The following is a 13,694-nucleotide window of genomic DNA, read 5'->3' on the forward strand; positions in this document are numbered from 1 at the left end:
CATAAACATCCTCTCCACTCATAACTATGGTGTACTACTGCTGTAGGTCTTTCTCCTATAGGAACCCAGATTTTTCTGATAATTGGCTTTAATCCGACTCTGTGTTCATCAAAAAACCAGACCTCTATCTGAGCAAAGGCCGTAGGCCACGCTACGCGATCGGAAAATTGTGCTCGTAATTGTTGGACTGTTATCGGTATCTTTTTTTCAGTTCACCATTACTCAGATGGTCAGCTAAATAAGCTTTTTTGGGCATTTGACATTCTGATTTTGTATTGAGTATATTATCCGGATTTGGTATTAATCAGGGTTTAAAGGATTCTTACAGCAGCTCAAGTGGTCTTACCGTACGTTTTCGTACCGAAACTACCGATCGCCCATTACTTATTACTTGATTAATAATCCTCCCCAAGCAAGTAATAGAGAAAAAAAGATCGCAGCGATCGCCTGTCTACTTAACAGCAATAAGGCAAATCGAAGAGACTGTTCTCGCGTAATAGTTAACAGAGTAACTAAACAAGGTAGCAATACTCCTGCTAGATACACCCCAGTCAAAACCTGCAATGGAGTTAACATAGCCAAGGTTTCTGGTTCGGCAAATAATAGCAGTCCATCTTTGCGAATAGAAGCTAAAACAATAGGCAATGAGGCTTCAGGGGGTAAATTAAACCATCCCATCAAAGGGTTAATAATATTGGCTAAAGCTGCGATCGTTCCTAACCAATTAAACACAGAAGCAATAACGGTAATAACTAAAAAGATGGGAATTGCATTGAACAAAAATTGATTAATGGTTGACTTAGCTTCGCGCCAAATTACTGACGAATGAGGAAATTCTAAAAATGCTCTTCCTTCGATTACTAGGGGATTCTGATTCGATTTAGCTGTAGGGGAAGAAATGATGTAGGTATATATCAAGGTGGTTGCGGTTAGATACAGCAGGTAAGGAATTATCAAGTAAGGTAACTTAGCAGCACTAAAGACCCCTAAAGTTGCGCCAAACTGATAAGAACAAGCCGAACCAAAAGCGATCGCGGAAATACAAGTTCCCCTAGAACAACTAGAACAGGCACGGGTGCTAATCACCGCAGGAACATTACACCCCATACCCATAATTACTCGCACTAAATCCCGTCCCGATAACCCAAACGGACGGAGTAAAGGATTGAGAGCAATGGTAATTCGTTCTATTAACCCACTAGCTTTATATGCGCCCAAGAATAGGGCATAGAGAATTACTGTGGGCATCGCCCAAATAAACAGCAACGGACTCATAGTTATCAGTCCATACTGACCTATCAGTATTTCTCTTAACCAGATTGGGAGTTGGGATAAAGGTTTAATAACAGGAGCGATCGCACTTTGTACTATAGGATCTGCTAAAGTCGCAAAGGAGTTAGCACCCCAGACAGCAATAATCGCAGGAATAAGTAATAGGGCGATCGCCAATAACCAGCCTAGTCGAGGATGTTCTAAAAGCGTTGGTTGGGGTTGAATATACCAGCCAGCCCTTGTAGGAATCCATTGCGCGGGAAAAGGATGAGGTTCTTGCAGAGAAGCCAAAATATAGTCTTTTTGTTCTATTGTCAGGTGGCGAGCATCTACAGTGACAATGCTCAAGTTAGAAGTTTCTCTCCATTCCCGAACCACTTGTTGAGTATGAACCGTCGATAATACCTTATCCCAGAAAGTAATCACCACAATGCCCCGTTTATCTGCTACTAAAGGCAGTATATCGGCTAAATCTCGATCTACGTCGGTCGCCTTGACTATCAGTAGCACGGTGTCATTTTCTTCTAGCTTTCTTAAAGCTTTCTTAGTAGTTACGCTGTCGGAACGATAGAGAATTCCTGGAGTATCGATAAAGGTATAGGCTTCAGATTGATAAGTGTCACAAGTCACTGTAGAACCCCGAAAATTGGCACTATAGGGAGTCTGTCCTGTAAGAGCCGCAATTAGTTGGGACTTGCCCGTACTCTCTTTACCAATAACCACGATACAATCGCGCTCTAATTTTGACGGCGTAAAAATATTCACTTTACTTTTCAACAAACACAATCGTTATTACAGCAAGAAAGGTCATCTAGAAACAAACCTTCTCGGCGATAGGCTTCCAAGGTCGTTGTATCGATTCCCAGACGTTGAGCGATCGCATTACCGACTACAGCAAATCGCTGCCGAAATTTATAAATGAAACAAAAAATTAGATTGCCGTGACGCACTGAAGGACCGACGACAAATAATCCTGGAGTTAGGGTAGACTCATCTTCTTCAGTCAGGGCTGCATAGCCATTTGACCAGTCAAATAGAGGTGCGATTTGTTTTAAACTGCTGTTAAATCCCGTACAGAGAATTGGCGGTGTGGAACTAAACCACTGTTCGTACTCGCTCTCCACCACATATCCTTTTTTTACTGCTTTGACTGCTTCAATGTTCTGTTCTCCAATTAGTTCGACCCGACCCATAGAATAAGCTCTTTCTAAACGTTTTAGACTATAAGGAGACAGAGAAACACTAGGATCTGAGTCTAAGTTTGACCAGCTACTCTGGCGATCGATTAACTTTACTTTTTTCCCTAATGCTGCCAAATTTGACGCTGCATCTACACCGCTTTCATAGCCTCCCACAACTACAAATTCTTTCCCCTTAAGCTCTGTCCAAGAACGTATTTGGGAATTATGAATGCAGAATTCTGCTCCTGGAAACGGATTAAGATTGGGATATTGAAACTCTCCTGCTGCCCAAATCACAAACTGCGATCTCAGCGAAGCTGAGGCACTGCGTGAACGCAACTCGCCTTTAGAAGTTTCCAAGACAAAGCCTTTGCCTTGAGGTAAAGCTGCAATAGTTTTCACATTTGTCTCGGTTTTTATAGGTAGTTGAAAATGCTCTGCTACAGTCTCCAAATATAGGGCATATTCTTTCCCCGAAAGATGTTCCTTTCTGAAACTGAGGGCAGGAGAAGTATTTAAAACTACTGCGTTGAGATCCAGCAATCCAAAACCATGACTGGGAAACGACGGCGTAATGAATCGCATTTCTTCAGGCCAACGCCTAAAAGAAGCCCCTACTTGATGTCGTTCTAAAATGACAAAGTTTTCAATTCCTAAATCTTTTAAGACTACTCCACAGCCAATTCCAGCAGCCCCAGCCCCCACAATTACAACTTCAAAACGATCGTTAGTTTTGTTCACCAGCAGACAATCTCGAATAGATACTTTATGACAATTATAATCATTCTATAAAAAAAAGCTAGCTTTCTAACAAACAATATTGGTGAGGCAGTGGTAAACCATGATTGACATCCTCCCACCGCTAAACTCCTTACGTCGCTATAGGGCGTTGCGAGAGCAAATGGATAAAAAACAACCCTGGACGTATAATTAGAATAATCAAACTAAATACTCCAGAACTGAACTAAGCGTATAAGTGGACTTATATCAAATCCGTTTGTCAAAACCCTTTTATAAAAATCGACCAAATCTTTGTATGCCACGAATCTATGGCTATGCAGATAAGGGGGGTTTGGGAACAGGATTTGGTATGAGACGGGTATTGCTATATGCGTTCGCGTAGCGGATCGTACCGAGCATCGCCTTTTCTATTCTGCTGCCAACGGCACCTTTTACACCTCTCCTGGGTCAATCCCCAGCTGTCGCAGACGTTCTGCTAATCTCGCTGCCTGCTGTTGAGCCAATTCCTTTTCCTGGCGTTCGAGTTGAGCTTCTTGTTCAGCCTCCTGCAATTGCTGCTGAGTCTGCTGCAACTGGTGCTGAGTCTGCCGCAACTGGTGCTGAGTCTGTTGAGCCTGTTCAGAGCCTGTGGGAATCCAGTTCCCTAATTCATCATACCAGCGTAACCATCCTCCATTCACCTCTTGGTATGACCCAGACCATACTCCTAGGCCCAGCCCTAATTCTGGCAGCCAGAATCTGTCGGTGTCCAAGCTTACCTGTTGATAGTTTAACCCTTTCAACTCAAAAATTCTTAACTCATTGGTATATCGGCTAAACACCAGATAATAAGGAATACGAAGGATACGTTCATAAACCTCCCACTTAGTCGGCGGTTGATCGATATCCCGTAGGGTTTGCCCTAAATCTTCTGATTCCGTCGTTGGAGAGAGCAACTCCACTACGATAAATGGACTGACCCCTTCCTGCCACATCACATAACTCAATCGTAAGTCTCGCTGTTCATAAAACCGAGACACCCCAACTACCCCAAACCAGTCCGGTCGTTTGTACCATTGAGGATGACGAACATCATAGTACAGATTCAAGTCAGTCCCCACAAAGATCTGATCCCTTGGGTAACTCGGTGGAGAGAATGTCTCCCGTAATAGCTGAGGTTGAAAATCATGAAACTCGTCTGGCAAACCTGGTTCCTCTGGATCTTCACTAGGGAGATCATACATCGTCGGTAGGGTTTCCTTGGCCGGACGAGGGGGGTCAGTTTGATACATAACAGACAATCGGATCAACTAGTTTTAGGGTAGCAAGAAGTTTCACTACTGATGAACTTATTAAGATTGCCAGAGTTTCAGATACTTTGAGCAGTCAGTAATGGTGCTACGCCCATGCTGTCCTTGTGATCAGCTATTAGTTGCAAGGCCAACAGAACCAGACTGACCATAAAAAGCTGACCGCTCAAGGTAAAATATGCTCCCACCTGCGCGCTACCTAATTTTTAACTGGCACCTACACCCACCGCCGTTTTGTCGGATGTGGTTTGAGCAGAAGTTTCGTCAGCCATACTCACCCCATTGCCCTTCTGCCGCCACAGTGATGTACAGATAATCTTCGAGCGATCGCAACGATCGACATATTTAGCAGCAATCTCGATTACCTCTTGCATCAGACCTTTAACCAAGGTGGTTGGTTTCAGACCCATTTCCAAGAAACATTTATTCTCCACAGCCAGTTCATTTTCTGCTGATTCGTTTCTAGGGTTCTCTAGATAGGCAATTTCCGCTCCAGTGATATCAGACACAATCTGGGCCAAATCCCGCACCCGATGGGTTTCGGTCATCTGATTCAAGATTTTCACCCTGTCCCCAGAAGCCGGAGGATTTGCGATCGCTAACTCTATACACCGCACCGTATCTTGAATATGGATAAATGCCCTGGTTTGACCCCCTGTGCCATGTACCGTCAACGGATGACCAATTGCTGACTGCATCAGGAACCGATTTAGAACTGTACCATAGTCTCCATCATAATCAAAGCGATTAATTAACCGTTCATCCAGCTTTGTCTGCTTGGTCTGAGTTCCCCAAACAATCCCCTGATGCAGGTCAGTGATCCGCACCCGATCATTCTTGTTGTAGTAATAGAAAAACAGCTGATCCTGAGTTTTGGTCATGTGATAGATACTGCCCGGATTGGCTGGGTACAAGATTTGCTGCTGTACCATTTTCCCCTCATCCGTAGTCACCTGGATATCTAAATACCCTTCCGGAATCTTCATCCCAGCAGTACCATAACCATAGACTCCCATGGTTCCTAAATGAACCACATGTATATCCAAACCCGATTCCACAATCGCAGCTAGCAGATTATTAGTCGCATTCAAGTTATTATCTACCGTGTAGCGCTTATGGCTAGATGACTTCATCGAATAAGGTGCAGCCCGCTGTTCCGCAAAATGAATCACCACATCCGGTTGATAGGTTAGGAATAGATTCAGTAAGCGATCATAGTCTTTCGCTACATTGAAGTTATAGAACTGGATTTGTTTGCCAGAAACCTCACGCCATGTCTTCAGACGAGTGGACATCGGCTGGTAAGGTGTTAAGGAACTCACTTCCAACTCATTATCAATGTTGCGTCGTGACAAGTTATCAACAATTACAATGTCATGACCACTATCAGATAGATGGAGAGCTGTGGGCCAACCACAAAATCCGTCACCGCCTAAAACTACAACTTTTTTCATCATCAACTCCTAGTTGTTTGTTTAAATGGTCTTTTTTGGTTGAATTGTCAGCGAGCTGCGACTATAGTATCCCGCTTTGGGAATTAACCGAGAACCAATCGAGAACCGATATATTTCCATCACCGGACTTCGTCGAGCTACGCTAACATCACCTGATCACCCCAGTGTCACAATTACAGCAATCAGTTTTTTAGATGAAATCTAGTTCAGGGTATCGATCCATGATCTCCGATACCTCTTCCCTTTCAGAAGTCTTCTGATTCAGGATTTCCTTGAAGAAACGAACATAAGTGCTATAGACTTGGGTCGATCCGTCCTCATGATCAACAATGAAGAAAGGGGCTGCTTCTACCCCGTGCTTTACAGCTAAATTTAGTCCTTCGCTAGATGGCTGACGCTCATCAGCAACCACAATCTGGTCTATTCGACCCATCAGTCCTTTTTTTTCAAGTTTTTCTACCACATTGACGCACTTGCGACAGAAATTACCGTCCTTGTTGATTTTTTTAACTAACGTGATTTTCATTCTGTATTATTTAATACTGAGTTATTTTTCAAAAGCGTAATAAAGAAATTATCACAACCCACTCCCCACTTCTACCTAAAAATTAGGATTTCAACCGCAACAAGCTTGATTGTGCCGCAACGCTTAAGTACCTGAACTGAATTTTTTTACCTAGTCTGTTTATTTCAGTGAGGGTTGCTCAAACCCTTACTGTTTGGTGTTCCTTCTTCGTCATTCCCTGTTCTGTAGTGTTGTGTAAGCCACACTCTTTTTCTTTCTGCCCTTCCCACCACCAGCGACCTTCCCGTTCATGCTGATTGGGGAGAGTTGGGCGAGTACAGGGTTCGCAGCCAATGCTAACGAAACCTTTAGCGTGCAATTGATTGTAAGGCACATCATTAGTGCGGATGTATTTCCACACCTGTTCAGAACTCCAGTTAGCTAGGGGGTTAAATTTAATCAGGGTTCGTTCTTGGGTCGAGAACGCCTTGTCTACCTGGACAACAGGGATATTAGCGCGAGTACTAGGACTCTGATCCTTTCGCTGACCCGTAATCCAAGCATCTAGCTTAGCCAGTTGGCGACGCAAGGGAGCCACTTTGCGAATACCACAGCACTCTTTGTGACCATCCTGGTAGAAACTGAACAACCCCTTTTGTTTAACCAGTGCTTCCACTGCATCCGTTTCCGGGAAAATCACCTCCAGTGGAATTCCATAGTGCTGTCTTACCTTCTCAAGTAGTTGGTAAGTCTCGGAGTGCAAGCGACCCGTGTCGAGGGAGAACACGTTCACATCTGGCTTAATCTTGGATGCCATATCCACAAGAACTACATCCTCCGCACCACTGAAAGAGATCGCGATGTTGTCAAATTTGTCAAGAGCCAGTTTCAGGATTTCCTGAGGACTCTTGTGGGCGTATTCGGATTCCAAATAAACAACATCCAGTTCAAACATGAACATCTCCTTACTATATGACAAAAGTGGTTGGACTTGCTGATTATACGACGTATCGATACCTTTATCCATCCTCAGCCTTCAGTTTTAAGCTCGTGTAATCGACCATAGTTCAGAAATTGTATATAGCACTTCAACGGCTGAAGTACATCCCTTGTGAAGAAACTTATCGCGCTTTGTAACCCGCGCTAATTAGAAACCTCTATAAATGTTTGCTGCCAATAGGAAGAGTTTCAGTAAATCTTAAAGGGTAATAAATATCTTCCTTTACCCCTTGCCGATACTTTTTAGCTACCATAATCTACCAAAGGCGGATTCTGGCTCACTAATGCAAGCTGCTTTCGCAGCCAGGGGGTATCTCCCAAAGCCCGCAGAAATATACCACGAGCGCCGTTGATGTCTCTATCCATGACAAAGCCCATCAACCTTTGACTTAATAGTCTTACTTCCATTTATACTTACCAGTTCACCTGTCCAACTAACAGTTTTACTGGTGTAAGCCTCGCAGACATCTACCACTACCTTCCCAGTTTCCTGAGCTTTATGCTTCAGGAATTCCTTGAAGCGGTAATGAGCAAAGGTGAGCAGATTCCGAACGGTTTTATATCGGATTTTTCTGTTTCCTTTCTTCGACATTTGAGATGTTTCAAAGGTGGGAAGTAGAATCACATCAAAATTATCAACCAGAAACCTAGCTGTCTTATGATGAAGTTCATTGATCAGATTCTGAATTTTGACAACCATTCGCCTAGAGGCTTTTATCATCCGACGCTTTTGTTCACGCTTAGCTTTGCTGATTTTAGACAGCAAATTATCTAAATGCTGGCACAAACGTTGAATTCGATAAAAATCTCCGTGCCCAATCTTCCCTACAGATGCCTCACTAAAAAAAGTGACGAAAGTTCTAACTCCAGGGTCTAAAGCCACCACTCTACCTTGGTTTTCGGTACATGATATAGCTACCTGGTGAGGGACTACTAGATAGTAGTCGCCATTATTACTAGTTAGTCGGCAGTCGCAGATGTCTACGGGCAAGTTTTCGGTATAAGTCAATTTACCCAGCTTTGTCTGGTATATCCCTGTCTCAGAAACTGCTGATTTAGGAATATAGCAAGACTGAATAGGATTTTTCCTTGACCTGAATCTTACCCGATTAATCTGTGACGTCTTTTTGTACTTTTTCTTGGCCTCCCTGACGGCGGTACAGGCGTCCTTAATCGCTATCGATTTTATTTGATAAGGTACTTCCTTGCACCAATCAGGAAGGTCGTTTAATATCCCTGTCTTAATTGCTTTCCAGTTGGCTTTTACAACGCCTGCTTGAAGGATTTTGACGGTTTCATTAAACACATAACGGGACACTCCGAACCACTTGCGAATAAGCGTACGCTGGTCAGGATTTAGGAACAGTCGAATCTTCTTTGATTTTTTGACCGTATTTCCTGAGTCCGTGAACCCGGCAGGAGAAGACGTGAATGATTCAGAGAATATCTGCGGTAAGTTCGGATCAAAGACAGCTTTCAGGTTGGTCGAGAACCAAGATTTTTCCACCGTTGAGACCGACCAAGTACTCAATGAGTTCAAACCCAAACCGGGTAAGTCTGTCTCTACAGGTAACAACAATCGTGAGCTGATCTCCGCAGACAATTCGCTCCAGTATGGTTCTAAGCCCCTTCCTTTTGTAGTTGAGGCCGGAGCCGATATCTTTGATGATTTCTGCTTCAGGGAAGAGGGAGTGCAGATAGGCGACTTGACGGGCAAGATCGTCTCGTTGTTTTGTGCTGCTGACTCGGCAGTAACAGATTGTGTGACAAAGGGATCTGTTAGACTTTGGAGCCTTTCCAAAACGGAGAAGATCTGTTGAGTCAAAGAGTCTAGTTCCCCCAGGGGTTCGTTCGCATTTGAGTGTGCCATTATCTGCGTACTTCCTTAAAGTGTTCGGAGAAAGTCCCGTAAGTTCGACCGCCTTACGGATTGGGATGAGTGCCATCCTTGAAATCTAACACAATTTGGTAAATAATGCTAGATTTATTAACATTTATTTTAACTGTTACAAACCCTTTGATGTTCCCCCTTCCACCTTCTCCTTTTCCAATCCCAAGCATTTGTAGCACCATTAAATAGAATTGATAGTATTTTCCTTTTGTATCCCACTCTTTTGCTGCCCTTGGTCAACGGTAAAAAAAAACCCATCGATATGTAGGATGGGGATTTCTTGACAGATTTTCCATTAAGGATTTGCCATGGCGCATGCTATAGAACTTGTGCCCTCAGCCAGGCTATCGGTAAGGATAACATCTTACGGAGTTTGGGCACATAGGCTCTTTGGCTAAATACATCGTAATGGTTGTGTTCAATCACATTGAGAATTTTCTGATAGAGCATCAACGCAGACCAAACCGGCCAACGGGCATCACGGCTTAGGGCTCTAATACCTCTTTNTCCGATGAATTCACCAAAAGCAAGTTGAGAATTACTATTACCGATTTAGATAAAATTTTCGGAACGATAAGTTTTTTATTGTCAAACAAATAAGATTTTACACGGGGACGCGGAGATTGGATCATTGGGGAGCATGTCTTATTCGCAGCAACATTAGTACTAAAATAACTCATGTACGCTATTCAAACCCTGAAAACACTCTAGTTCAAGCGTTCTCACCAAATTGACCTGCTCGCCATGCTCCCCCTATTACCTATTCCCCATTCCCCATTCCCCATTCCCCAGATAAGCGTACTAATGTTGCTGCATAAGTGACATGCTCCCCTTTCAAGTTTTTGGAGAGGTCTACTTAGGAGCTGGATGAGGTGAAAGTCTCACGTCCAGTTCTGTTCGCGCAGCGTCGGCCTTAGCCGAAAGCGGAGGTGCCCTGGATAATACCAGGCATCGACCGTAACAGCCTTGGGTACGGTGGGGTTTGAAGTTACCGTAAGTAGAGGGTCGCCTTTACAGGGGACTGGCTATGAGAAAAAGGGTCAAAACTTATTAACTAAGGCGACCCTCTACTAAGGTTTCGTTTCCGGCACACTGGAACCTGGATTGACCGTAGGTCACGCTACGCGAACGTGAAAGATCTAAACGCTTGTGGAGAATCGATCTCTACTCTTCCTGGCTCCGGTCTGGTTGAGCAAGTTAAGTTGACTCATTGTTCGCGTAGCGTGGCCTACGGCCAAGCAAGAATCCCCGCGTCTAATGACCGGGGAGTGTCAACTTGAGTCTAGTTGAGGTGCAACTATTAGCCTTATAGCTCTCTAAACCTTGTCAAACATTATCTACTGTTTTATAATCAAATAAGTTAGTAACTTGTTTAACAAGGGAAGACTACCGCCCAACGAAGAACTAAAAGCTTTGGCAGCTGGTCGTAAGTTAAGCGACGTAAAATAATGGACTGAGTGAAGTTACAGTGCGGTTTGAGAGTAGGCAGAAGAGCCTCCATTAATAAAAATAGCGCAATGCTTTTGGCATTGCTTTGTCGGCAACAACCATTAGTTAAAACTAATGCTATACCATCGTCCTATCTGCTTGTGAGTAGGTTTGTACAGGTTAAATGTTGCACTACTTATGTTGACTAGTTATGTAGTGTTGTTAATCAAGAAGGGAAAACAATTTAAAATTGTCAATGGTCAATTGCCAAAGGGATTTAGGCGAATCTGTTAAGACTCTGACGCCAGCGGCTACCCAGCCATAACAACCCACCGATAGCAAGTAATCCTCCAGTAGTAGAAGATTCTGGCACTTTCTCGACTTTGATACGTGCTATCTGGTAGCCATCCACTGTGAAGTCAGCTTGAGCAAACGCCGGAGTTGATAAAATCGGTCCACCTGGAATAAAACCTGGATGCAGGGTGACAACTCCGTTTTCTGGTGTACCGGTATCAGGAATAGTTTGACCGAAGAAAGCAGTAGTCGTCTCCTGCTCGTCGTTAACTTCAGTACCTGCATCCAGAACTTGAGAACCGAGAACGGTAAAGTCAGCTCCAGTGAAATTACCTTCTTCATCAAAAATCTCAATAGCCAAGGGGTTGCCATTAGCAATGAAAGCATCATTACTGGGAAGAATCATTGCTGCGTAGCTGAAGTAACGGCTAGTAGAATCTACAGTAAATGTGGCTTGGGCAATATCCCCAGAAGCAACTGGACCATTTGGACCAGGAATTACCCCATCAACTGAACCCGCACCACTAGCAAAAAACTCTTCACTAAGCACTGCTGCATTGCCATCCTCAGCAATGCGCTCAAGTCCTGGTGAAGCTGCCTCACCCCGATCATAAATATCAAAAAGACCATTATGAAAACCTACCCAGACTGGAGTCAATAACGTGCCGTTGTCCGGTGCCAGGCTTTGAATTGTCACCTTGAGGGTAGCTGCTGTTGCGCTAGATGCCATGGCTAGTGTAGAGGTTACCGTAACCATGGTGATGATTTTGAGTGATTTAATAATTGAATGCTTCATGGTGATCCTGATCAATGATATCAATATGGTAGATTTGTCAATGAGTGTGTTGCTCAACTATCTATGTAGCTACATCATTATCCGTAGAGTTAATCAGCTAAGTGTTTAAAACTTAGTATTCAAAACTTAGTGTTCAAAACTTAGTGTTCAAAACTGATTTTGCTGGCACCCCATCAAGTGGATAATTTTAGGTTAGTAGCTTGACTAGGATTATTGGTTTCTTGGTTTAGTTGTTGCTGAACAGAGGCTGAAAATTTGCTGATAATTTACTGATAATTTCCAGCCTCTATCAGCCTGGAATGACGACGTGATATTAGTTGCGGTTGACTACTTATCCTGGAAGGGTATTCGTCAATTGAAAATTTCAAATTTCAAATTTCAAATTGTTACTTAACACATCACAGGTCACAGTTCACAGGTCACACTTACGTTTAAGATTTCTCGTTTAAGATTTCTTTAGCAGTCGTGGTTCGTGTTGAGAAACGACAATTAAATAGTCACCATTCTCAAGTTTATAATCTGTCGGTGGATTGGAGATAACGTCTCCTTCAATTCCTTTTTGTACCGCTAAGACAATACTTTGATAGGCTTGCTTCATATACGTAAATACTTCCATAAAGGAACTACCAACCCGAGAGTCAGGAATCGCAATTTTATAAAGCTTGTTCCCAGTTTGAGTACTTAATATTTCAGAGACAACTTTGGTAATTCCATGGTTAAGAGCAGCTTGGGAAATGAGCATACTACTTAACTCACTACTAACGATTATTTCGTCAACCTTAGCCCGCTGACAGGATTTAACATGAGTTTCATCTACCAGCTCCACAACTGTGTAAGCCTTGGGATTAATACTTTCTACTGTCAGGGTAGATAGTATAACTTTTGCGTCGCGAGCTGTGTCATCTATACTGTCATCCCCTAAAATTATAACAGTTCTAGCCTGGATCAAGTTGGCTCGAATCAAGGTTTCATCACTTACATTACCTTTAAGAAAAAACAAATTATTGTCTTCGATAGGCTTCCGGTCTATATTAGCAATTAAAATAATTTTCTCATCTTGAGTTTTAGGAAACCTTCGCAACTCATTGATGATAAATCTTGCTCTAGAATTCCATTCGCAAATAATCAAGTGATTGTTAAAATTATAAGATCCCATACCTAGATCATTTTTGAGTTTTTGATCGACAAAAATACCAGCGAGGCTAGCGGTGAAGATGGCTAAGAATCCAATCCCCACAAACATATCGAGAATAGCAATAACGCGACCACCAACTGTGACAGGGGTGATATCACCATAGCCAACAGTTGTTAGGGTGACGATGCTCCACCAGAAAGCATCTGCTTTTGAGATATCTGGTTCCAGCCATGATATAGTGATGGTGTTAATGGTAATGATTATTATAATAACCCCCATTACTTTATCAAGGTTTTCACTGCGCAAAAAGTTCCAGAATTTTCGATTCCATAGTAATATCATTTGACTTAGACGTAATGGTCAGTTCATGTCGGTTTAAGAGCTGATTCGTAAACTCGCACTAAACCTTGTAGGATAAGGCTTGCGCTAAAATAGAACAATTGAACTATTTAATACCGAAAAGACAATCATAGCAAGGCTTTCAGACTTATTAAGATTTACTTTACGAATCAGCTCTAAGTAACTATAATACAGCGGTTTTGAATTGGGTGAGGTACTTTCGTTATAGATTTTAGGGAGCAGGGACTTCGGAGCAGGGAGCAGGGACTTCGGAACAGGGACTTCGGAACAGGGCAAAAAACCTGTGTAGCTCATAGTTATGAAAAACGCTGTATCTATTCTCTATAATTTATAGATTGAATCGGCAGGG

At 42.9% G+C, this 13,694-nt stretch carries 11 protein-coding genes and 2 pseudogenes; all 13 read right to left on the reverse strand.

The window, feature by feature from the left end; all coding sequences use genetic code 11:
* Window positions 1-35: 35 nt before the first annotated feature.
* A pseudogene (locus F6K53_RS08670) lies at window positions 36-128 on the reverse strand (IS630 family transposase); the annotation flags it as partial.
* Between the two features lie 259 nt (window positions 129-387).
* On the reverse strand, window positions 388-1,995 hold the full coding sequence (locus tag F6K53_RS08675) for a nucleoside recognition domain-containing protein (protein ID WP_293064642.1): 1,608 nt from the start codon (window positions 1,993-1,995) through the stop codon (window positions 388-390).
* A 50-nt stretch (window positions 1,996-2,045) separates the two neighbouring features.
* Window positions 2,046-3,194, reverse strand: coding sequence for an NAD(P)/FAD-dependent oxidoreductase (locus F6K53_RS08680; RefSeq protein ID WP_293064645.1), 1,149 nt, complete (start codon window positions 3,192-3,194; stop codon window positions 2,046-2,048).
* Between the two features lie 431 nt (window positions 3,195-3,625).
* Window positions 3,626-4,465, reverse strand: a complete 840-nt coding sequence (locus F6K53_RS08685) for a Uma2 family endonuclease (protein ID WP_293064648.1) — start codon at window positions 4,463-4,465, stop codon at window positions 3,626-3,628.
* A gap of 224 nt (window positions 4,466-4,689) precedes the next feature.
* The gene (locus tag F6K53_RS08690) at window positions 4,690-5,940 is read right to left on the reverse strand and encodes an NAD-dependent epimerase/dehydratase family protein (protein WP_293018840.1); all 1,251 of its coding nucleotides are present in this window, start codon (window positions 5,938-5,940) and stop codon (window positions 4,690-4,692) included.
* A 187-nt stretch (window positions 5,941-6,127) separates the two neighbouring features.
* Complete coding sequence (locus tag F6K53_RS08695) at window positions 6,128-6,463, reverse strand: hypothetical protein (protein WP_287248102.1); 336 nt, start codon at window positions 6,461-6,463, stop codon at window positions 6,128-6,130.
* Window positions 6,464-6,641: 178 nt separating this feature from the next.
* Window positions 6,642-7,397: a phosphoadenylyl-sulfate reductase gene (locus F6K53_RS08700; RefSeq protein WP_364301176.1), complete on the reverse strand. Its 756-nt coding sequence runs from the start codon at window positions 7,395-7,397 to the stop codon at window positions 6,642-6,644.
* A gap of 402 nt (window positions 7,398-7,799) precedes the next feature.
* On the reverse strand, window positions 7,800-8,948 hold the full coding sequence (locus tag F6K53_RS08705) for a transposase (RefSeq protein WP_293064655.1): 1,149 nt from the start codon (window positions 8,946-8,948) through the stop codon (window positions 7,800-7,802).
* Window positions 8,905-9,387, reverse strand: a complete 483-nt coding sequence (locus F6K53_RS08710; RefSeq protein ID WP_293064658.1) for an IS607 family transposase — start codon at window positions 9,385-9,387, stop codon at window positions 8,905-8,907. Before F6K53_RS08710 ends, F6K53_RS08705 begins: the two co-directional genes overlap by 44 nt.
* Before the next feature lie 263 nt (window positions 9,388-9,650).
* A pseudogene (locus F6K53_RS08715) lies at window positions 9,651-9,836 on the reverse strand (squalene/phytoene synthase family protein); the annotation flags it as partial.
* A 1,201-nt stretch (window positions 9,837-11,037) separates the two neighbouring features.
* On the reverse strand, window positions 11,038-11,850 hold the full coding sequence (locus F6K53_RS08720) for a spondin domain-containing protein (RefSeq protein WP_293017340.1): 813 nt from the start codon (window positions 11,848-11,850) through the stop codon (window positions 11,038-11,040).
* Between the two features lie 445 nt (window positions 11,851-12,295).
* A complete protein-coding gene (locus F6K53_RS08725; protein WP_229415318.1) occupies window positions 12,296-13,264 on the reverse strand; it encodes a potassium channel family protein in 969 nt (322 codons plus the stop codon).
* A 147-nt stretch (window positions 13,265-13,411) separates the two neighbouring features.
* The gene (locus F6K53_RS08730) at window positions 13,412-13,639 is read right to left on the reverse strand and encodes a hypothetical protein (protein WP_293080378.1); all 228 of its coding nucleotides are present in this window, start codon (window positions 13,637-13,639) and stop codon (window positions 13,412-13,414) included.
* Window positions 13,640-13,694: the final 55 nt, after the last annotated feature.

This window comes from Moorena sp. SIO4A1 (assembly GCF_010672065.1).
Taxonomy (GTDB): domain Bacteria; phylum Cyanobacteriota; class Cyanobacteriia; order Cyanobacteriales; family Coleofasciculaceae; genus Moorena.